This window comes from Pseudomonas cremoris (assembly GCF_014230465.1).
On record NZ_JAAXCY010000005.1, the window covers coordinates 472,127 to 493,565 of the forward strand.

At 60.7% G+C, this 21,439-nt stretch carries 18 protein-coding genes and 1 pseudogene; 8 read left to right on the forward strand and 11 right to left on the reverse strand.

Annotated features, from left to right (window positions below):
- Positions 1-111 precede the first annotated feature (111 nt).
- The 5 genes from HF257_RS15380 to HF257_RS15400 all read right to left on the reverse strand — a co-directional run bounded on the left by HF257_RS15380 (position 112) and on the right by HF257_RS15400 (position 5,030).
- Positions 112-1,503, reverse strand: coding sequence for an undecaprenyl-phosphate glucose phosphotransferase (locus HF257_RS15380; protein ID WP_185706928.1), 1,392 nt, complete (start codon positions 1,501-1,503; stop codon positions 112-114).
- Positions 1,504-1,754: 251 nt separating this feature from the next.
- On the reverse strand, positions 1,755-2,414 hold the full coding sequence (locus HF257_RS15385) for a winged helix-turn-helix domain-containing protein (RefSeq protein ID WP_185706931.1): 660 nt from the start codon (positions 2,412-2,414) through the stop codon (positions 1,755-1,757).
- Positions 2,415-2,445: 31 nt separating this feature from the next.
- A complete protein-coding gene (locus HF257_RS15390; RefSeq protein WP_185706933.1) occupies positions 2,446-3,126 on the reverse strand; it encodes a hypothetical protein in 681 nt (226 codons plus the stop codon).
- Positions 3,119-3,847, reverse strand: a complete 729-nt coding sequence (locus HF257_RS15395; RefSeq protein WP_185706935.1) for a winged helix-turn-helix domain-containing protein — start codon at positions 3,845-3,847, stop codon at positions 3,119-3,121. The genes HF257_RS15390 and HF257_RS15395 overlap by 8 nt, the downstream gene beginning before the upstream one ends.
- A gap of 319 nt (positions 3,848-4,166) precedes the next feature.
- Complete coding sequence (locus HF257_RS15400) at positions 4,167-5,030, reverse strand: LysR family transcriptional regulator (protein ID WP_185706937.1); 864 nt, start codon at positions 5,028-5,030, stop codon at positions 4,167-4,169.
- A gap of 103 nt (positions 5,031-5,133) precedes the next feature.
- On the opposite strand from HF257_RS15400, the gene HF257_RS15405 reads away from it, so the two are divergent.
- Positions 5,134-6,138, forward strand: coding sequence for a quinone oxidoreductase family protein (locus tag HF257_RS15405; RefSeq protein ID WP_185706939.1), 1,005 nt, complete (start codon positions 5,134-5,136; stop codon positions 6,136-6,138).
- 65 nt (positions 6,139-6,203) lie between these two features.
- On the opposite strand, the pseudogene HF257_RS15410 reads toward HF257_RS15405, so the two are convergent.
- Together HF257_RS15410 and HF257_RS15415 are read right to left on the reverse strand one after the other, a co-directional pair.
- A pseudogene (locus HF257_RS15410) lies at positions 6,204-6,509 on the reverse strand (hypothetical protein); the annotation flags it as partial.
- A 145-nt stretch (positions 6,510-6,654) separates the two neighbouring features.
- On the reverse strand, positions 6,655-7,377 hold the full coding sequence (locus tag HF257_RS15415; protein WP_185706943.1) for a pirin family protein: 723 nt from the start codon (positions 7,375-7,377) through the stop codon (positions 6,655-6,657).
- Between the two features lie 192 nt (positions 7,378-7,569).
- On the opposite strand from HF257_RS15415, the gene HF257_RS15420 reads away from it, so the two are divergent.
- On the forward strand, positions 7,570-8,520 hold the full coding sequence (locus tag HF257_RS15420) for a GlxA family transcriptional regulator (protein WP_185706945.1): 951 nt from the start codon (positions 7,570-7,572) through the stop codon (positions 8,518-8,520).
- Between the two features lie 95 nt (positions 8,521-8,615).
- Positions 8,616-10,139, forward strand: a complete 1,524-nt coding sequence (locus HF257_RS15425; protein WP_185706947.1) for a winged helix-turn-helix domain-containing protein — start codon at positions 8,616-8,618, stop codon at positions 10,137-10,139.
- On the opposite strand, the gene HF257_RS15430 is transcribed toward HF257_RS15425, so the two are convergent.
- Positions 10,086-12,848, reverse strand: a complete 2,763-nt coding sequence (locus HF257_RS15430; protein ID WP_185706949.1) for an ATP-binding protein — start codon at positions 12,846-12,848, stop codon at positions 10,086-10,088. The genes HF257_RS15425 and HF257_RS15430 overlap by 54 nt on opposite strands.
- Before the next feature lie 57 nt (positions 12,849-12,905).
- Positions 12,906-13,304, reverse strand: a complete 399-nt coding sequence (locus HF257_RS15435; RefSeq protein ID WP_185706951.1) for a helix-turn-helix domain-containing protein — start codon at positions 13,302-13,304, stop codon at positions 12,906-12,908.
- A 204-nt stretch (positions 13,305-13,508) separates the two neighbouring features.
- Here HF257_RS15435 and HF257_RS15440 point away from each other — a divergent pair, with 204 nt between their 5' ends.
- The 5 genes from HF257_RS15440 to HF257_RS15460 all read left to right on the forward strand — a co-directional run bounded on the left by HF257_RS15440 (position 13,509) and on the right by HF257_RS15460 (position 19,139).
- A complete protein-coding gene (locus HF257_RS15440) occupies positions 13,509-14,417 on the forward strand; it encodes a LysR family transcriptional regulator (RefSeq protein WP_185706953.1) in 909 nt (302 codons plus the stop codon).
- A gap of 584 nt (positions 14,418-15,001) precedes the next feature.
- The gene (locus tag HF257_RS15445) at positions 15,002-15,592 is read left to right on the forward strand and encodes an antibiotic biosynthesis monooxygenase (protein ID WP_185706955.1); all 591 of its coding nucleotides are present in this window, start codon (positions 15,002-15,004) and stop codon (positions 15,590-15,592) included.
- Complete coding sequence (locus tag HF257_RS15450) at positions 15,589-17,427, forward strand: amidohydrolase (protein ID WP_185706958.1); 1,839 nt, start codon at positions 15,589-15,591, stop codon at positions 17,425-17,427. The genes HF257_RS15445 and HF257_RS15450 overlap by 4 nt, the downstream gene beginning before the upstream one ends.
- Positions 17,428-17,456: 29 nt before the next feature.
- Complete coding sequence (gene ycaC / locus HF257_RS15455; RefSeq protein ID WP_185706960.1) at positions 17,457-18,074, forward strand: isochorismate family cysteine hydrolase YcaC; 618 nt, start codon at positions 17,457-17,459, stop codon at positions 18,072-18,074.
- Between the two features lie 183 nt (positions 18,075-18,257).
- On the forward strand, positions 18,258-19,139 hold the full coding sequence (locus HF257_RS15460; protein ID WP_185706963.1) for a LysR family transcriptional regulator: 882 nt from the start codon (positions 18,258-18,260) through the stop codon (positions 19,137-19,139).
- Here HF257_RS15460 and HF257_RS15465 read toward each other — a convergent pair.
- The gene (locus tag HF257_RS15465; RefSeq protein WP_185706965.1) at positions 19,126-20,163 is read right to left on the reverse strand and encodes an AraC family transcriptional regulator; all 1,038 of its coding nucleotides are present in this window, start codon (positions 20,161-20,163) and stop codon (positions 19,126-19,128) included. The two genes, HF257_RS15460 and HF257_RS15465, sit on opposite strands and share 14 nt — an antisense overlap.
- Position 20,164: 1 nt before the next feature.
- The gene (locus HF257_RS15470) at positions 20,165-21,079 is read right to left on the reverse strand and encodes a GGDEF domain-containing protein (RefSeq protein WP_185706968.1); all 915 of its coding nucleotides are present in this window, start codon (positions 21,077-21,079) and stop codon (positions 20,165-20,167) included.
- Positions 21,080-21,439 lie beyond the last annotated feature (360 nt).

Consider the following 21,439-nt stretch of genomic DNA (forward strand, 5'->3'; position numbering starts at 1 on the left):
TGGGTGGCGAAGCCACCCTAAACCCAGACCCCTCGGTCTCTCTGAAGCACTGCGGTGCATGGGGTTAGGGCGGCTTCGCCCCCCAGCGCGGGGCAAGCCCGCTCACTACAATCAGTAGATATCCTTGGACAGCAACGTAAACGGCGTCTTCACCAGGATCTTGATATCCAGCCACAACGACCAAGTGTTGATGTAGCGCAGGTCGATCTCCACGCGCTTTTGCATCTTCTCCAGCGTCTCCGTCTCGCCTCGGCAACCATTGACCTGGGCCAGGCCGGTGATGCCGGGCTTGATGCGATGGCGCGCCATGTACGCCAGGATCTTCCCGGAGTAATAGTCGTTGTGCGCGATCGCATGGGGCCGTGGGCCGACCAGGGCCATGTGCCCTTGCAGCACGTTGAACAGTTGCGGCAATTCATCAATGGACGTGCGCCGGATAAACCGACCCACCCGGGTGATACGCGAGTCGTTGCGGCTGGCCTGGCGCACCTCGTGGTCGTCATGCACGCGCATCGAGCGAAACTTCCACACCTTGATCACTTGGCCATTCCAGCCGTGGCGGTCCTGTTTGAAAATCACCGGGCCGGGGGAGGTGAGCTTGATCAGCAAGGCAAACAGCAACAACACCGGGCTCAAGACGATGATCGCCAGCAGTGCCAGGCTCTTGTCCAGCAGTGCCTTGCTGAGCGCTGCGGTGGGGCGGCTGGTCAGCGGGCTTTCATTGAGGAAGATCGCCGGCAGCCCATCCACTTCAGCCACGCAGTGGTTAAGCAGCAGCATGTTGTTGAGGTCTGGCACCCAGATCACATCCACACTGATGTCCAGCAAGTTGAGGTACAGCGCCTCGATGTGGGTCGCATCTTGCAGGGAGTGGGTGATGTAGAGGCGGCGGATGCCGTGCTGCCGGATCAGCTGAGGCAATTGCGGCAGCTCGCCCAGAATCTGCGATTGCGCGTCATCGCAGGCGTCCGCGCGATTGCCGACAAGCCCGACCAGGGGCGAGCGTTTTTGCCGAGAGAGGGTGTTGGCCAGGTCGACTGCCAGTTTGCCGGTGCCCACGATCAACGATTTCTGCCGTTCATGCAGTTGGCGGTGGTAATACTTGGACAAGCTATGCAGCGGTGCGTAGCAAATCGCCAGCAATGGATAACTAATCGCCGCCCACAGCAACAGGATTTCCAACGGAAATACTGAACTGGCATCACAGGCCAGGCCAATTGCCAGCAATATGCCCAATGTGAGCAACCAGCCCATGAACAATCTGCCCAACCCCACGGCATAGTCATCTTTTTTACTGTAGACATCACAAAGGGTATAAGCCGGCAGCGAGGCCAGTATGGTAAACGCGGCGAGCACTCGGTAGTTATATTCAAGTTGGCCAGTTTTAAAAACGACCAACAGGAATAACAGTGCAACGACCAAGCCCGATGCCAACGTCCACTGGCCCCAAAACGTTAAACCTTTCGGGGTCAGGTTACGATGCAGTCTAGTGTTGTTCAGCATACTGCTGCTCCCGGTGGTGACCACTCACGTGGTGGCAGGGTTTAATCGGACAGCGGTTTAACCGCACTAAAACAACAGGCACGCGCACGCGCGTGCCCAGTGATAGTAATGAACGACAGGGCGCAGTGGCTGACGACTTATAACAAGCGTGGCGTCATCTTTTAGAGGGGATGTTATAAATGGGCAGGTAATAGAGTTGGGTGATAGGCAGGGTGAGCAGTAGTGTCCGCATTGCTTATAGTTTTTTTGTTTTAACGGCGGGATGGGTTAAGGTCGATTGGTTTTTTTATTTTTTGTGTAAGGCAATAGCCGCGATTGCGTACGGCACGGAAAAGACGCTCGCCATCGTTAGCGCGTTTGAACTTCTCTTGGAGTCGACTTAAGCACATCTCCAACCCACGGTATTGTTCTGGTTCGCGCCCTATGTTACGGATTAGTTCATCTTTACTGACCACGCGCTCTTCGTGGTGCAGCATCTTTTTGATCAGCGCGGACTCGATACTGGTCAACGAAATGCGCAACCCACCTTTGACCAGTGTTCGGTCATGTTGGGTCAGCAGCCAGAAGTCCTGGGCGTGTAATTGAGTTCTGTCCGGGCTGATGTCCTGAGGGGGAGTGTGGCTATTCGTGAGGCGATCGATCGGTGTTTTTGATTCTTTGCGCGTTGCATTAAAGGGGTGCGAGGGCAGGGTAAGGGAGTGCGTGATCACATAAGTGTTCATCCGCTGGGTGACCTGTTGCTGGTCACCCAGCGTGATGTGCAGATGGGAAAACACCAGTTTTTTGTCTGGCGTATCGGTGCGGGTTGGCACGGTTAATTCGTAGTGGAACAACTCTGCATTGGGCGTGAAGTCCTTCAGTGCGATCGCGGGAAGTGTCGGAGTGAAGGTGTATTTCTTGAGTGAGCTCATAGCGTCCACCAATAAATGGGAAGTGCAGTTGTTATAAACGGTCAGCGGGGGAGTAGTAGCCGCCCTGAAAGTATTCGAACGGCAAATTTTTAGCCAGCAGTGCACTGTCGTCGAACTCGACATTGTCGGCGATGAAGCGCACCCGGGTCGCACTGATCAGCTCCAGCATGCGGTCGTAGAGCCGGTCGAACAGATCGGAGCGGGTATTCAGGCTCAGCCGCAGGGCGGAGTCGGGGAAGGGCATTTTTATGAAGTCGTAGAGTTTGAGGTCGACCAACAGGTCCGCCTGCTTTGTGTCGAGTCGGTAGTTGCTGAAAGCCAATTGAACATCGCATTGATCCTTCAGCCGATAGAGTTGGCGCACCATGGTCCGGCGTTCTACCGGACCGGGTAGGGCATCCAGGGGGTTATCGATACTGAGGGTGAGCAACTGTGTGTGTTCCTCCAGTGCTCGGGCGGCCTGAATAATCTGCTTGATGAAGTTTTCATTCATCAAGACAGATTGATCGACACGCAAAAACGTCTGGCTCGCGCTGCTGGACGTCTTGCGGCGTGGACTTATGTGGCGCAACGCTTCGTTATAGGCGTGTTCCAGTGGTTCGCCGATAATGCACACTTCGTGACCCCATAACGCGTGGTTGCGTTCGACGATAGCCTGCCGCGTGAGGCTCAAATGTGCAGTGTCTGCAGGGACGGCGTTCTCGCTATTCACGGTGCGACCTCTCCTTGACCGGTTGGAAATGGCCCGCGCAGATAAGGCCGCGATTCAGTTTGTATCCATAACCGCGGATGTTCTGAATGATATTGCCGCCATAGTGCGCCTTGATCTTACTGCGCAAGCGACTGATGGACTTTTCCAGGGCCCTGGAGTCGTAATATTTGGTATTGAGCCCCATGATGCCGGCAATTTCGTTGTGACTGAGCAGGCGGTTATGGATAAGCGCTTCAAGTACTTTCATTTCGACAAACGAAATTTCCAACTTTTTACCATCGCCATGAATACACATCCGGTCCTGATCCAACACCAGGCTGCCTTCGTTCAGGCGTGCACTTTCACTGAGAAAGGCATCGAACAAACTCAGCTTTGTTTCAGGCGCATTTTCGACTACCTGGATGCAATAGTCCGCTCCCGCCAAGTAGTACTTGGTTTTACTCAACGTGGAGGCAAAGGTCACTACAACAAATATAGTGCAGCCAGGGTGTTCGTCTCTGGTCTTTCTTATTATGTCAAGGGTTTGATGGCTGGCGGAGGGTGTGTCAATTTCTATAATGATGGCGCGGTAATTTCCGTGGATTTCTTTGGCGTCAATTAGTTGTCCGTAGCAGCGTGTATCGACTTTTAAATTATTCGCTACAGTGCCAACTATCAGCGCCCGAAAGTCCTCCGATTTCGATTGAGTCCGTGCAATAGCGAGGACGTTGGAAAAATGCATCACCCTACTCCCTTTTCCGGCATGCAAGGCCGTCAGTTCAATCGCTGCTAGCGTTTAGATACTAATCGAATTGAATACGCTAAAACGTGACAAATTTTAACATTGGCCACTTTGTTTTTACGAGCGGAGAGGGCAGGCGGCGGGCACTATTAGGAATGTGATTGCACGGACTAAGACATATGCTAGTGCAAATTTTTAGTGCTCGATAAGTATTTTATCTCAAACGATTTTTTGGCATATCCGGGTTTAACCCTTCTGATGTTAAGGACAAGCAAGGGCAGGCTATGGCGCTTGGTGCTCGCGCTTTTTCCGTGTTAATTCAGCGACGTAACTGCACCTCGGCCTCAATGCACGCCACCAGGAATTCCATCACTACTTTGACCAACGGTGAGCGGCGCATATCGGGGTACACCGTCAGCCAGATATCGCGCAAGGGGCCTTCGGTTGCCGTGGGCAACCTCACCAGCAACGGGTCGTGATCGCCCACCAGCGTCGGCAATACCACTGCGCCAACGTGGGCCCTGGCTGCCATCTGCTGGGTGATCAGCTCACTGGCGGCAAAGGCGATCTCGCGATGGCTGCGCAATTGGTGCAACCAGGCCTGCTGGGGCAGGTGATCGCGGCTGCTGTCGTAGGCGATGAAGTTCCATTGTTCAGCCGGTAGCTGCTCGTACGTCGATGGCCCGTAGAGCCCGAAGCGCACCACGCCGACCTTTCTGCGTACCAAGGCGTCTTCATCGGGCCGCAGCGTGCGCAGCGCAATATCCGCCTCACCTTTATCCAGTGCGGCCAGTTGGGTTGATGGCATCAACACCAGGTTCAGTTGCGGGTAGTCGCTACGTAAACGCGCCACATGGGGCGCGATGCAGTAATTGGCAATGGACGGCGGGCAGCTGACCCGCACCGTGCCGGCCATTTCGATGGACGCGAGCCGCGACAGGCGCAACACCTGGGTGGCCATTTCGTCCATGCCAAATGCCATCCCGGCCAGTGCCAGGCCTTGGGCGGTCAGTGGGCGACTGCGGGGCAGGCGGTCCACCAATTTGACGCCAAGGGCCTTTTCCAGAGCATTCACCCGGCGTCCGACGGTGGCGTGTTCCACCTGCAACTCACGGGCAGCGGCCGAGAGTGACCCGGTGCGGGCCAATACGGTGAAGTAATACAAGTCTTGCCAGTCGAACATCGGGTTATTTCCGCACGGAGGGTGGGATTGAATGGGGAATTTTCCGTCTGAAGGCGTCCTTTTACCATGTGCGCTTTCCAGTGCAAACGGAGTTGTTCCCGCGATGAAAGCCATCACCCTGCAAACCTACGGCGGTCCAGACGTTGTTCAAGTGCGCCAGCACCTGCCCAAACCTCAGGTCAGGCCGGGGCATGTGCTGATCAAAGTGGCGTGCGCCGGCATCAATTTCATGGATATCCATACGCGCCAAGGCAAATATGCCAATTCAGTGACCTATCCGGTGCGTCTGCCCTGCACCTTGGGCATGGAGGGCGCGGGGGTGGTGGTGGAGATCGGTGACGGCGTCAGCCATCTGGCCGTGGGCGATCGGGTCGCCTGGTGCATTGCCTGGGGCGCATATGCCGAATACGCACTGGTGCCGGTCGAAAAAATCGCACAGATCCCCAACGCCATCGCCTTCGATCAGGCGGCTGCGGCGATGTTTCAAGGCTGCACCGCCCATTACCTGATCGATGATGTCGCACGATTGCAGGCCGGCAGCAGTTGCCTGGTGCACGCGGCGTCCGGCAGCATCGGCCAGTTGCTGGTGCAGATGGCTCGGCATTTGGGGGCGACCGTGTTTGCCACTGGCAGCACCCTTGAAAAATGCGCGATTGCGCAACAACGTGGCGCTCACCAGGCCTGGACCTACGACGATGGGCGCTTTGCCGACCGTGTGCTCGACGCCACGCACGGCAAAGGTGTGGACGTGGTGTTCGACTCCTTGGGCAAAAGCACCCTGCGAGACAGCTTTCGCGCCTGTCGCACACGGGGCCTGATCGTCAATTACGGCAATGTCTCGGGGTCGCTGACCGACCTGGACCCGATGGAACTGGGCGAAGCGGGTTCATTGTTTTTGACGCGCCCGCGACTGGCCGACCATATGGCCGACGGCGCCACGGTGCAACGGCGCGCCAATGCGGTGTTTGCGGCGATGCTTGAAGGGGCGTTGACCGTGGAGATCGAAGGGCATTACACCCTCGACACCGTGCAGCAGGTGCATGAACGCATCGAGGCGCGGCAACAGATCGGCAAGGCTGTGCTGTGGGTGGACCGCGACCTGCATTAATGAAAGGCGAAAAAAAACCGGCTGATCAGGCCGGTTTGGGGTGCCCCGCAAACACTGCGGGGTTATACGCGGTTGCTCTGCAGACGGTCAGCACCACCTTCGGCGACACGACGTTCCAGCAAGCGATCCGAGCCACCTTCGGCTACGCGGTTGCCTTGCAGACGGTCGGCACCGCCTTCGGCGACACGACGTTCCAGCAGACGATCCGAGCCACCTTCGGCAACACGGTTGCCTTGCAGACGGTCAGCACCGCCTTCGGCAACACGACTTTCCATCAGACGATCCGCGCCGCCTTCAGCGACAACAGGGTGGGCAAATGCGTTGGCTGCGAGTACCGAGAAAGCGAGGCTAAGCAAGATTTGGCGTTTCATGAGAGTGTGCTCCGAGTGTTTTAGTGGGGTGCCGCTGGGTATGGGTTTGATGTTACGCGTTGCATTTTTTTAGAGAACTTCATTGGGCTGATGGTGACTATCGATGCCAGCGATAGCCCGTTTTGGCGGGCTATCGCAGGGACGGTCACGGCATCTGCGGCAATTCCAGGGGGCGCAGGTCGAACACCAGCACCTCAGCGTCCGTGCCTTGGCTCAGGCGAATCTGGCGCTCATCCCGCACTCGGGCACCGTCGCCTTCCTGCAAGCGCTGACCGTTGACTTCAACGCTGCCGCTGGCCACATGGATGTACACATGGCGGTCGGGCGGCAGGTCGAGGGTCGCGGCTTCATCACCGTTGAACAGGCCGGCGTACACCCTTGCGTCCTGGCGCACGCTCAGGGAGCCGTCAGCACCGTCTGGCGAGATGATCAACTGCAAGCGCCCACGTTTCTGTGCCTCGCTGAAATGTTCCTGCTGATAGCGCGGCTCGGCGCCAGCTTCGGCGGGCACAATCCAGATTTGCAGGAAGTGCACGCCACGCGTCTGGCTGTGGTTGAACTCGCTGTGGGCCACGCCGCTGCCGGCGCTCATCAGTTGCACATCGCCAGGGCGGATCACCGAACCCGTGCCAAGAGTGTCCTTGTGTTCCAGGGCGCCTTCGAGCACATAGGAGAAGATTTCCATGTCGCGGTGCGGGTGCTGGCCGAAGCCTTTGCCGGCCGCCACGCGGTCATCGTTGATCACCAGCAGGTCGGAAAAACCCTGTTCTTTCGGGTTCCAGTAGTTGGCGAACGAGAAGGTGTGGAACGACTTCAACCAACCGTGATTGGCGGCGCCGCGTTCCGAAGCTTGGCGAAGGGTCAGCATGGTCTTGTCCTCAAGTGGGAGCGGGCTGCGGTATGCAGGGCTCCTGCGTTGAGAAGAAGATTAATGGTTATCAGAAAATTCATTAAGAAGATGAAATCTGAATAACTGTCCCTTTATAGTTGACAATAAAAGGCGTGCCATAATGCTCGGGCTGCCCCCTGAGCTTCTTTCTATTTATGGATGTTTTGCCCTATGAAAACCGTGGCCATGGCGCTGTTTCCGGACTTCCTCCTGCTCGACATGGCCGGGCCGCTCGAAGTGTTTTCCATCGCCAACCGCTACCTGCCGGCGGCCGCGCATTACCAGATCCTCACCCTAGGCACCGAACCTGGGCCGTTGCGCGCCTCCAACGGCGTGGTGGTGCAGACCGACCTGCTGTTGGACCAGGCCGACGGCGCCTACGACCTGCTACTGGTACCCGGTGGCCCCGGCGCCTATAACGAATGCCACCCGGCGTTGCTGCCCTGGCTCAAGGCGGCTGCGCCAAGGGCGCGGCGCTTTGGTTCTATCTGCACCGGCGCCTTTGTGCTGGGCCACGCCGGGCTGCTGGACGGTCATCGCGTGACCACCCATTGGCACTACACCGAACGCCTGATCAAGGCGTTTCCCAAGGCTATCGTCGAGACCGATCGTATCTACCTGCAAGATGGGCGGTTGATCACCTCGGGCGGGGTCACGGCAGGCATCGACCTGGCGCTGTCGATCGTGGCCCAGGACCACGGCAAGGAAGTCGCGGTGGACGTAGCCAAGGTGCTGCTGGTGGTGATGAAGCGCCAGGGCGGCCAGGCGCAGTTCAGCCCGATGACCGCTGCGGTGGCGCCCCAGGAAACCGCGATCACCCGCGTGCAAAACCATGTGCTGGCGCACCTCGACCAACCGTTCACCATTGAGTCCATGGCCGAACTGGCCGGCATGAGCGCGCGCCATTTTGCGCGGCTGTTTGCCAAGGACGTGCAGATGACCCCCATGGCCTTCCTGCAGGGCGCACGCATCGACCGTGCCCGCCAGTTGCTGGAAACCACCGACCTGCCGCTCAAGACCGTGGCGTTCCACGCAGGCTTCGGCAGCGTGCGCTATATGCGCTTTCTGTTCAGTGAGAAGCTCGGCCTTAACCCCACCCAATACCGACAACAGTTCAGTTAACGACAGGATGTCCGTCTCACACCCCCGAATGTCCGTGTCGCTCCCCGTGCCAGCATTGTCCTGTCATCGCTAGCTGGCAAGATAGCTGCAAGCCCATGGAAAAGGATGCGCAAACGCCCAAGGCCGGGCGTTTCAGCGCGATTGCACACATGAACAACCCTCAGGCGATTGACGCTGATGGCACGGTGCGCTTCGGTGCCTATGCCTTTCACCGGCAACAGCGGCTGGTCAGCAAGGCAGGCTGGCCGGTGCCGTTGGGCGGGCGGGCGTTGGATATCCTCACCGTGCTGCTTGAAACTCCAGGGCAGTTCATCAGCAAGGTCACGTTGATCGAGCGGGTCTGGCCGAACAGCGTGGTGGAAGAGAACAACCTGCGGGTGCACATTGCCGCACTGCGCCGCGCCCTTGAAGGCCCGCGCTTTATCCTCAACGACCCGCAGCGCGGCTACTGTTTTGCTGCGCCTGTGCAGGGGGCGATCCAGCACGTGACACCCCGGCATAACCTGGCGGCGCGGCTCAACCCGCTGATCGGCTGTGACGCGTTGTTGGGCGTGCTGGTGCGGCGCCTGTCAGGGCAACGCCTGTTGACGCTCACCGGTTGCGCTGGCGTGGGCAAGAGCACCTTGGCCCTGGCCCTGGCCGAACGCGTATTGCCGCGTTATCGCGACGGCGTGTGGTGGGTTGACCTGGCCACGGTGGACGCGCCGATGAGCATGCTGCGCCACCTGGCCGCCGCGTTGCATTTGGAACCCAGCGGCAGCGCCACTGAATTGGCTCGCCAATTGGCCGACCGACAATTACTGCTGGTGCTCGACGGCGCCGACCTGCTGCTCGGCGCCTGCCGGCACTTGCTGCGCGTACTGCGTGAAAAAGCCCCCCAGGTCAGCGTGCTGATCAGCAGTCGCGAACCGTTGCAGATCGCCGGCGAATGGGTACAGCGCGTGTCTCGACTGGCGGTGCCCGCACCGTCGGCGCTGAGCAGCGTGGAGCAGGCGATGGCTTACCCTGCGGTGCAATTGTTTGTCGCAAGGGCGGCTGCCAGCCAACAGGGTTTTGCATTGCGGACCCAGGACTTGGCGCCCCTGCGGGATATCTGCCGGCGCCTCGACGCACTCCCACTGGCCCTCGAACTGGCGGCTGCCCAAGTGGATGCCCTGGGTGTGCGTGGCTTGCAGTTGCAATTGCGCCAAGGCTTGCAAGTGCTGACCCGGGGGCGGCGCACGGCGGTGGAGCGTCACCAATCGCTGACGGCCGCCCTGGACTGGACCTACGAGCGCCTGAGCCTGCCGGAGCGCTGGCTGTTCCTGCAATTGAGTTTGTTCAAGATGGCGGTGACCTTGCCCACCTTGAGTGAGCTGGTCGCCGGTACGGAGTTGGAACACGCCGACCTGGCCTATTTGCTGGGTCGCCTGGTGAACACCTCGCTGCTGAGCCTGGAGCCGGGGCCAGGTGAGGCGCGTTATCGCCTGCTCAATTGCGTGCGCTGCTATGCGCTGGCGCACTTGCGTGACCCGGCACAAGTGGCGCGCTTGCAGCAAGGGTATGGGCATTACCTGGGGCCGTTTTCAGGCCGGCCGTTTGTCTTGCAGCTCGTCGAGCAGGCTGCGTACGCTTATTAGATCCTGGGTTGCAAAGCCTTCGGTAAACCGTGCATGCACGGAACTCAACAGATCACGCGCCGGCTGCAGGCGTGCTTGTCGCTGCCACAACCGGGCCAACGACGTCGCGCAACGCAACTCCCAGGCCAACGCCCCTTGCTGGTGCGCCAGGCCCAGGGCTTCGAGCAGCAGCGCCTCGGCGGCACGGGTATCGGCCATGCCATCGGCGCGCACCCGCAGGATCTCCGCAGTGCACCAGCCCGCCACACCGTTTCTGGCACGTTCGAAAACCGCGTCTTGTACCTCGATGGCATTGAACGTCACCAACGTATCTTCGACCAATCCCAACCCCTGGACATCCGCCATCTGCAGCGTGCCTTCGTAGCAGCGCGCCCAGGTCTGGAACAATTGCGCCGAGTGCTTCTGTGCCTGTTGCAACAACAGGTCGAGGTTGTCGCGGGCGGTGGCGGTGTCTCCGTTGTAGTGAGGGATCACCACCCCGGCCAGGGCCAGGGTGTAGCAAATCGATGTGCCGTGATTGATCTGCAGCGCCAGTTCCAATGCCTGGCTTGCGGTACGCCAGGCGCGCTCCGGAAAGCCGCGCAGCCACAGGATGCGCGCAAGGATGGTCAACGAGGCGACGCTCTGGTCGTACTGCACGCCAAAGCCATGGGTGAACCGGTTGAGATGACCACTCTGGGCCATGCGCTGGATCACCTGTTCGGCATTGTGCTGCGCCAGCGCCTGGTTGCCTGCAAAGTGCTGCGCCAGTACGCGCAAACGTTGGGCGCTGAGGGCCAGCAACGGCTCGGCCTGGGGGCCCAGTTGGTCGAAATGCAGGCTTTGGGCCAAGGCTTCGCGGTAGTTGCCACAGCACAGGTTGACGGCCATATGGCCCGATACCGCGCGCAGTTGGCCAGCCAAATCCTTGCCGGCTTCCGCCAAGCGCCGGGCGCAGGTAAAGGCCTCGATGGTCTGCGGCGTGCCACCCTGAGCGTGGTAGGAAAAACTGCCTAGCGCCAACTGCAACGCCATATGCAAGCGTTGGCTCGGTGCACTCGATTGCCCCAGGCGCAACAGGGCCTTGCCCACGTACAGGCCGTGTTCGCGCAGCAGCGACAGTTCCTGCCACAACGGCATGGCGCTGACGGTCAGGCGTATGCCCAGCAGGTGCACACCGCCGTCGCCCAGGCCCCAATCGAGGGCGGCGCGGATGTCTTCGCGCAGCGCTGCGTAGCGGTCGATCCACACCTGCGTAGCGGTGATTTCCCAATCGTCCTGCGCCTGGTTCATCAGGGCCAGGCAGCGCTCGGCGTGACGTTCGCGGGTGATGGCGAGTTCGTCGGCAACACTGAGTTTTTCCAGGGCGTAGGTGCGGGTGATGTCCAGTAGGCGATAGACCATCTCGTCATCGCCGGCCTCCACATTGAGCAAGGACTTGGCCACCAGCTGCGTGATGGACCCCAGCACTTCAGTCGGCGCAATCTGCTCCCCGGCGATCACCGCCGCCGCGCTGGCCAGGCTGAACCCACCCCGGAACACCGCCAGGCGGCGCAGGCAAATTTGCTCGCATGCCGTCAACAGCTCAAAGCTCCAGTCCAGCGTGGCGCGCAAGGTTTGATGACGGGGCAGGGCACTGCGCCGACCCCGGGTCAGCAGGCGGAAGTTGTCTTCCATCTGCACCAGCAGCCCTGGCAAGCCGAAGCGTTCGATCTGCGCCGCTACCAACTCGATGGCCAGGGGAATGCCGTCGAGGCGCTGACAGATATCAATCGCCAGCGGCAGTTCGGCCTCGCTCAACTCAAAGCTGTCCTGCTGGGACATTGCCCGTTCGACCAGCAATTGCAGGGCCGGGTAACCGAGCGCCTGGGCGCGATTGCCGGTAGCGGGCGGGCAGGCCAAGGGGTCGAGGCGTTGCACATGTTCACCCTCGGCGCGCAATGCTTCGCGGCTGGTGGCCAGGATGTGCAGCTTGGGCGCGTGGCGCAGCAAGGTTTCGCTGATCAGCGCGATGTCGTCCAGCAAGTGTTCGCAGTTGTCGATCACCAGCAATAACTGGCGCTCTTGCAAGCTGCGCGCAAATGTCGCCAGAGGTTCATGCTCGACTGCGGTGAGGTCGAGCAGGGCGGCGAGATTAGGCAGGATCATCGACGGTGTGCTGAGGGGCGTCAGGTCCAACAGGCGAATGCCGTCGCGGTAATGCCCAATCAGCAGTTCCGCCACGCGCAAGGCGACGGTGGTCTTGCCGATCCCCCCGGCGCCGGTGAGGGTGATAAAGCGGCGCTCGGGCAATTGCTGTACCAGGCTGTCGATCAGGGCCTGGCGACCGATCATCCGCGTACGGCGCAGGGGCAGGTTGTGCCCCTGGCTGGATGGGGCGCCGTCGTTGGGTAGGCTCATCGGTTCGATGCTCAGTGGCGCCACAAAACTGTAGCCACGCTGGGCCACCGTCACGATATAGCGCTGCCCGGCCTGGCCATCGCCCAAGGCCTTGCGCAACGCCGCCATGTGCACCCGCAGGTTGCCGTCTTCCACAACGCTTTTCGGCCAGACGCGGGCGATCAACTCTTGTTTGCTCACCACATTGCCGGCCTGTTCCAACAGGATCAGCAGGATCTCCACCGCCCGTCGTCCCAGGCGCAACGGGCGACCAGCCTCCAGCACCAGGCGCTGGCGCGGATGGATGCGGTAAGGGCCGAACTGCACGGCCTGATCGCTGAGGTCACTCATGGTTGCCCATGCTCTGGGAAAGGATCGGGCAAGCATATTCCAGGTGCAGGTGTACCACTAGGCCGCGATCACGTGAGGCTTGTGACGCATGTGGTGATTTCGCCAGGTCATCGGGTTGACGCCCTCGCTGCGGGTGAACATATGGCAGAAGTGCGCCTGGTCGCAAAATCCACACTCCAGGCTGATTTGCGTGAGGCTCAGGGCGGAACCGGTGATCAGCTCCTTGGCCCTTTGGATGCGTTGTTGGCGTATCCACTCCTGAGGCGACAGCCCGGTGGTGCACTTGAACGCGCGGGAAAAATGGCTGCGCGACAATGCGCAGGCCTGGGCCAGGTCGGCAATTGCCAGGCTTTCGCCGAGGTTGGCCTGAATCAGTTGCTTGGCGATACGCTCGCGCCGGGGGCATAGGCCGCCGGTAGCGGATAAACGGGGAGCCTTGAGTTCAAGTCGGGCCATGACGGATGTCCGCAGTCGATGGGAGCGTTCCCGGTGAATGGATGCAGTGTAGACCGATACATTCTTGGCGCCTGACCGCCTGGCTGACGAGTTAATCGTTGTTAATTTCGCCAGGTGCAGTCACCGAAAAGACAGCACAGCGGTGCAATCGCGGCAGCGTCTGGCGTGCTTTTCTGTGCACTTGCCAACCGTTTGGATAGCCCCATGAACCGCAACGACCTACGCCGCGTCGACATGAACCTGCTGGTGATTTTCGAAGCGCTGATGTTCGAGAAGAACCTGACCCGCGTTGCCGAAAAGCTTTTCATGGGCCAGCCGGCGGTGAGCGCGGCCCTGGGCCGCCTGCGCGACCTGTTCGACGACCCGTTGCTGTTGCGCAACGGGCGGGGCATGGAGCCCACGCCACGTGCCTTGGCGATACTCAAGGAATTGCAACCGGCCATGGACATCATCTCGGGCGCCGTCAGTCGCGCCAAGGATTTCGACCCCTCCACCAGCTGCGCGGTGTTCCGCATCGGCCTGTCTGACGACGCCGAATTTGGCCTGTTCCCGCCACTGCTTAGCCAACTGCGCGAAGAAGCCCCGGGGATTGTCGTGGTGGTGCGCCGCGCCAATTACCTGCTGATGTCGACGTTGCTGGCCAGTGGCGAGATTTCGGTAGGGGTGAGCTACACCACGGAATTACCGGCGAATGCCAAGCGCAAGAAACTGCGGGACATCCCCTGCAAGGTACTGCGCGGCGACGACGGCTCTGAGCCGCTGACGCTGGATGATTACTGTGAGCGGCCCCATGCGATGGTGTCGTTTTCGGGGGACTTGAGCGGCAACATTGATTTGGACCTGACACGTATTGGCCGGGCGCGGCGGGTGGTGTTGGCCGTGCCGCAGTTCAGTGGGCTGCGGGCGTTGTTGGCCGGTACGCAGATTATTGCGACGGTGCCGGACTATGCGGCGTGTGCGTTGACCGAGGGCACCACCTTACGCGCCGAAGACCCGCCGTTCGCGATTGATGCTGCGGAGTTGTCGATGGTGTGGAGTGGGGTGCATGACAATGATCCAGCGGAGCGGTGGTTGCGGGGGAGGATTGGGGAGCATATGGCTCGTGTTTTGTAGTGGGTGTGCATATCCGTTATTTGGGTAACGGCCTCCTATGGTTCCGCCCTTACGGCGGGTCACTTTTGGAAGTGCGCGGCGGCCTTAGAGCCGACCGGTTAGTGTGTGTCGATCACAGCTCCCACATTTGGATCTCCATGTATCAGGCAGACAGCGGTCTGTTCTGGCTCTGGCTCTGGCTCTGGCTTTTGATTTGGCTTGTGATCTTGATCTTAGGCGCCCCGTTAAACCACGCTGGCCGAACGCAGGCTTGAATCCGTGGGTAACCCGGCAGGACGCCGGGTTAGCCGCCCCGCGCCATGGATGGCGCGTGGCGGCGGCCCACGGATTCAAGCCGGAGTGAGGGCACACCGAGCCTAAGCGAGGTGCCGAGTGGTGGGGCGAAGCGTTTTGCTTACTTTTGCGCTCTTCAAAAGTGAGCCGCTGTAAGAGCGGAACCATAATCAGCCGTTACCCAAATATCGGATATGTACCCAACCCAACCCAACTCAACCCCCCTCAAACAGCACATACATCCAATTCCCCCCACCCCACCCCCGTCAAACTCCCCTCATCGCTGAAATCTCGAAGCAGAGGCACACCCCATGGACCCAGCACCCAACACCAGCCCCGACGAAGTCGTCACCCTGGTCGTCAAACACCTCATCAAACAAGGCCACGAAGCCGACTACGAAGCCTGGCTGCGCCGCATCGTACGCATCGCCGGCGAGCGCCCCGGCCACCTCGGCGTCGACGTCGTGCGCAGCAAGCAAAACGGCCTGGCCCTGTTCACTTGTGTGTTGCGCTACCGCTCCACCGACGCCCTGGAAACCTGGCTCGATTCCCCCGAGCGCAAAACCCTGATCGACGAAGCCGCCCCCCTGCTGGCCGACGGCGACAACACCGAAATCGGCGCCGTCAACGAGTTCTGGTTCAACCCCGAAACCGAAAACGCCGCCAAGCCACCACGCTGGAAACAGGCCGTAGTCACCCTGTTTGTGATCCTGCCGCTGACCCTGCTGGTCCCGATCATCTGGGGCCCGATTCTGCGCCTGCATCCGTTCCTCTCCAACTACGTGGTCGCCACCTTCCTGGTCACCCTGACCATCGTGTTGCTGGTGGTCTACCTGCTGATGCCGGCGGCCACCCGCCTGTTCGCTCCCTGGCTTGAAGCCTCTGTAAAGGAAACCCTATGAACGCCGATCTGATTCTGTTCAATGGCCAGTTCCACACCGTGGACCGTGAAAACCCGCGCGCAACCGCCGTCGCCATCAGCCAGGGGCGCTTTGTCGCCGTCGGCACCGACGGTGAAGCGATGGCCCTGCGCGGCAGTGGCACCCAGGTCATCGACCTCAAGGGACGCACCGTGATCCCCGGCCTCAACGACTCGCACCTGCACCTGATCCGTGGCGGTCTTAACTACAACCTCGAACTGCGTTGGGAAGGCGTGCCATCCCTGGCTGATGCGTTGCGCATGCTCAAGGATCAGGCCGATCGCACCCCAACCCCGCAGTGGGTGCGCGTGGTGGGCGGCTGGAACGAATTCCAGTTCGCCGAAAAACGCATGCCCACCCTGGAAGAGCTCAACCAGGCCGCGCCGGACACTCCGGTGTTCGTGCTGCACCTGTACGACCGTGCCTTGCTCAACCGTGCTGCCCTGCGCGTGGCGGGTTACACCAAGGACACGCCGAACCCGCCGGGCGGCGAGATCGTGCGTGACAGCAACGGCAACCCCACCGGCATGCTGGTGGCGCGTCCGAACGCGATGATCCTGTATTCGACCCTCGCCAAAGGCCCGAAACTGCCACTGGAGTATCAGGTCAACTCGACCCGCCAATTCATGCGCGAACTCAATCGCCTGGGCCTCACCAGCGCCATCGACGCCGGTGGTGGGTTCCAGAACTACCCCGATGACTACGCGGTGATCGAGCAACTGGCCAAGGACGAACAGTTGACGGTGCGCATCGCCTACAACCTGTTCACCCAGAAACCCAAGGAAGAGCTCAGCGACTTCCAGAACTGGACCGGCAGCGTGAAGCTGCACCAGGGCGATGACTACCTGCGCCACAACGGCGCCGGTGAGATGCTGGTGTTCTCGGCCGCCGACTTCGAAGACTTCCTTGAACCGCGCCCGGACCTGCCATTGACCATGGAGCAGGAGCTGGAGCCGGTGGTACGCCACTTGGTGGAGCAGCGCTGGCCGTTCCGCTTGCACGCCACCTATGACGAGTCCATCTCCCGAATGCTCGACGTGTTCGAGAAGGTCAACCGCGATATTCCGTTCAATGGCTTGCCGTGGTTTTTCGACCACGCTGAAACCATCACGCCGAAAAACATCGAGCGCGTGCGGGCGCTTGGCGGTGGTATTGCGATCCAGGACCGCATGGCGTTCCAGGGCGAGTACTTCGTGGAGCGTTACGGCGCCAAGGCCGCCGAAGCCACGCCGCCGATCAAGCGCATGCTTGCCGAAGGCGTGCCAGTAGGGGCGGGCACCGATGCCACGCGGGTCTCCAGTTACAACCCGTGGACCTCGCTGTACTGGATGGTCAGCGGCCGCACCGTCGGCGGCCTGGAGCTGCATGCGGAGGGCCTGCCGCGACTCACCGCGCTGGAGCTGTTCACCCATGGCAGCGCCTGGTTCTCGTCCGAACAGGGCAAGAAGGGCCAGATCAAGGTCGGACAATTAGCCGACGTCGCCGCGCTCTCGGCGGATTTCTTCAGTGTCGATGAAGAGGCCATCAAGTGGATCGAATCGGTACTGACTGTGGTCGGCGGCAAAGTGGTCTACGGCGCCGGCGATTTCGAGGATTACGCACCACCGCGCGTGCCGGTGCTGCCGGACTGGTCGCCGGTGGTCAAGGTGCCGGGGCACTGGCGCCCAAGCTCGCCTTTGCAAGCTCAAGTACACCAATGCAGCGGCCCGTGCGGCGTGCATTCACACAGCCACGAAAAAGCCCGCCTTTCCAGCGTGCCGGTCAGCGACTTCCAGGGTTTCTGGGGTGCGTTCGGCTGTTCGTGCTTTGCCTTCTGATTACTCAAACCCCCGTAAGGAGCTGAACCATGGCTAACAACCGTTTGAACAAAGATGACGCCGTCGTCCTGTTGGTCGACCACCAGACTGGCCTGATCTCACTGGTACAGGATTTCTCGCCGAACGAGTTCAAGAACAACGTGCTGGCCCTGGCCGATGTGGCCAAGTTCTTCAACCTGCCAACCATCCTCACCACCAGCTTCGAAAGCGGCCCTAACGGCCCTCTGGTTCCGGAGCTCAAGGCACTGTTCCCGGACGCGCCGTACATCGCCCGTCCTGGCCAGATCAACGCCTGGGACAACGAAGATTTCGTCAAGGCCGTCAAGGCGACCGGTCGCAAGCAGATCATCATTGCCGGTGTGGTGACGGACGTCTGCGTAGCGTTTCCGACCCTGTGCGCGCTGGAAGAAGGCTTTGAAGTGTTTGTAGTTACCGACGCTTCCGGCACCTTCAACGAAACCGTGCAACAAGCGGCCTGGGCGCGCATGACCGCTGCCGGTGCGCAACTGGTGAACTGGTTCGCCGTCGCCTGCGAGTTGCAACGCGACTGGCGCAACGACATGGAAGGCCTTGCCAACCTGCTGTCGCCGCGCATCCCGAACTACCGCAACCTGATGAACAGCTACTCGGCGTTTACGGCCAAGTAACGCGTTCTAGAAAACTGCGAAATACCCCTGTGGGAGCGGGCTTGCTCGCGAATGCGGAGTGTCAGTCAACAGATCAAGTGACTGACCCACCGTATTCGCGAGCAAGCCCGCTCCCACATTTTGGTTTGTGGTGTTGCGACGAACCCGTTATACAACCGTACAAATGTCCACCGAGAAGCGACAATGAACCCTTTTGAAGACATGCGCCTGTTCTGCCAGGTCATGGAGTCCGGCAGCTTCACCGCTGCCGCCGAACAGTTGGGCCTGTCCAAGCAGTTCGTCAGCCGCCGCCTGATCCAACTGGAAGAGCGCCTCGGCGTGCGCCTGCTCAACCGCTCCACGCGTCGTTTGGATGTCACCCCACTGGGCCAGAGTTACTACGAATCCGCGCTGCGATTGCTCAATGAAGTCGAGCAAGTGGAGCAGGGCATCGCGGGCCAGAACAGCGAACCATGCGGCACCATTCGGCTGAGCGCGCCGCTGTCGTTTGCCATGGCCCACTTGGGTTGCCTGTTGCCGCTGTTCTTGCAGCGCCACCCTCAGGTGTCGGTGGAAGTCGATCTCAGCGACCGCCCCGTGGACCTGATCGGCGAAGGCTACGACCTGGTGTTGCGCATCGGCACCCTGGAAGACTCCACCTTGATTGCGCGCCGCATCGCCAGCATTCCCCGCGTGTATTGCGCCAGCCCCGAGTACCTGGCCCTGCGCGGCACCCCGCAAAAACCCGACGACCTCGCCGAGCACGATTGCCTGCCTTACGGCCATGGCCGCCAGGTGCAGTGGCGCTTCAAGGGCAAGTTGCAGGCGTTGAGTGTCAGTGGGCGCATGCGCGTGAACAACGGTGATCTGCTGCGCGACACGGCGATTGCCGGTCTAGGCGTGACGTACTTGCCGACCTTTATCGTCGGCGATGCGTTGAAGGACGGGCGCCTGGTCAGTGTGTTGGATGAGTTCGCCCCCGAAGACCTGACGCTGTCGGCGGTGTACCCGCAACACCGGCAGAGCTCGCGGCCGGTGCAGGCGCTGGTGGAGTTCCTGCGCGAGCGCCTGGCTAGCGGCTGTTGAACAACTGGCGGATCAGGTTTGGAGTACTGCCGGTCCAGCGTTTGAACGAGCGCCGAAAGTTCGCCGCATCGCTGAAGTTCAAATACGCCGCCACCTCATCATTGCTGTAGCCCTTGACCTGATACAGGTGCAACGCCACTTGCTTGCGCACCCGGTCCACCTGCTGCTGAAAGCCGGTGTCGTGCTTGTGCAGCTTGCGCTTGAGGGTGGCCGGGCTCATGGCGAAGGCGTGCGCGGCCTGTTCCAGGCTGGGTGGCTGGCGTACTTGCTCGCGCAGGTAGTCGTAGAGGCCGTCGAGAAAACTGCTGGCAAAGCCCAACTGTTCAATTTGCTCGCGGGCTTGTTGGCGCGCCACCTGGCCGGCGGTGGCCGAAGCGCCCGGCCAGGGGCGGGTAAGGTATTCACGCGGGATGCACATCACATCCAGTGGGCGCGCGAAGCGGGTCTCTTCCCCCAGATGTACCCAGTACTGCTCGACGTAGCGGGGCTCGGGGTGACTGAAACTGCACGCCCAGGGCAGTCGTTCACCGCTGAGCCATTGGCTCATGGCAACCAGTGAGGTCATGCTCGCTTCCAGCAGGAAGCGCCACTGTTCGCCAGCCCCGCAACTGTCCAGCCAGTAGAGGTAAGCGTGGTGCTCATCCAACTCCAATTGCAGTGTGACCAACGGGCTGAGCAGCACCTGTTGTTGGATCAGGATTTCCAGCGCTTGATGCAAATTCTGCGCATGGCCCAACGCATGGCTGGCCGCACCGTAATAGCCCGGCAACAGGCGCTGGCCGAACAGGAAGCTGCTGTCGTCGGCGTCCAACAGCTTGCGGCTGTTGCCGATCAAGGCCAGAAACTGCCGCGGGCTCAGCCGCGCTGTGCCGGCCAGGATGTCTTCATGAAACAGCCCGGTGCCGCGCAGCAGGCGGTGGCTGTCGATGTCCCGGGACAAGGCCAGGTCGATCAAGGTGGCAGGCTGGTAGTGCCCCGGGATGAAGCGGCTGTCGGCTTCATACCCGTTGGTTTTCACGGCCATCTCAGGCGATTTTCGCGAGAGGTTGCTTGGCTTTGGCCAGCGCCAGGTTCAGGCGCTTGAGCAGGTCCTGAGGCGGTTCGTCCAAGGCCATCACCACGGCGGTGGTCGCCCCCAGTTGCAGGCGTTCGCCTTGCTGGCGGGTCTTGTGGGCGAGGGCGCGCACGGCCTGTTGCAACTCCAACGCCAGCACCTGGGCCTGGCGTTCGCCGGTGTTGGGCAGCAGCACCACGAAGCGGTCGCCCGCCAAGCGACAGAGCAAGTCCTGGCGGCGCAGATTGAGCAGCAGTAAATGGCTGAGGGCCTGCAATACCGCATCACCCTCGGCATGCCCGTAGGCCTGGTTGATGGCCGCGAAGTTGTCCAGGTCCAGGGCCAGCAACGACAGCGGTTGCTGCTGGTCGCGGCTGTCTTGCAGGCTGTCGGCCAACTGGCGCTTGAGGTAGTCGGCGCCGGCCAGTGGCGTGAGTTTGTCGAACAAGCGATGTTCACGGAACAGCCGCTCACGCTTTTCCATCTGTGCGCTGATTGCCAGTTGCTCGCGGTGCCAGTGGTAGATACCAATGGTCAGCAGGATCATGCCCACCGGCATCGGTCCGGATTCGAGCCAGTGGTCCCAGGTGATGCTGTCGGGCAGGCGGATGAACTCGTCGAGGCTGTCGATCCACCAGGAAAAGAAGATGCACGACAGGCCCAACGCCAGGTAGTTGGTGACGCGTCCGGCGGGGCGGCTTTTCAGCACCAGGCCCAGCCATACCAAGGCCAGCAGCGCCGAGCCGCCTTCGCCAAAGATATCCAGCCATTCCCACTCGCTGACGCTTTTGAGGTTACCGCAGGCCAGGTGCAGGATCAGCCCGAGGTTGGCGGCGATCAGCAGCAGGGTGAGTTTCCAGCGGTGGGGTTTGAGCACGGAAAACATGGCCGCGAGTCCTTGGGCAAATAAGCGATGGGCGCCAGCACAGCAGATCGATGTGACCGTTGCGTGACGGTGGGGGAGGGTCGAATCAGCTCACGGCATAAACACAATCCACAGGAGAACACCGGTCAAATGTGGGAGCGGGCTTGCTCGCGAATGCGGTGTGTCAGTCAACACACCTGATACTGATACACCGCATTCGCGAGCAAGCCCGCTCCCACATTTTAGCCGAGGTCACTTCAGCTCATTTGTACACTCGAGCCGGCTCAAAACCCCGGTTTACGGGGTTTGCAGCCAACCCCTTTCACAGAACCGTCATCCCCCACCCCTAGCTTGCCCTCCCAGTTGCCGGGCCCCTTGCCT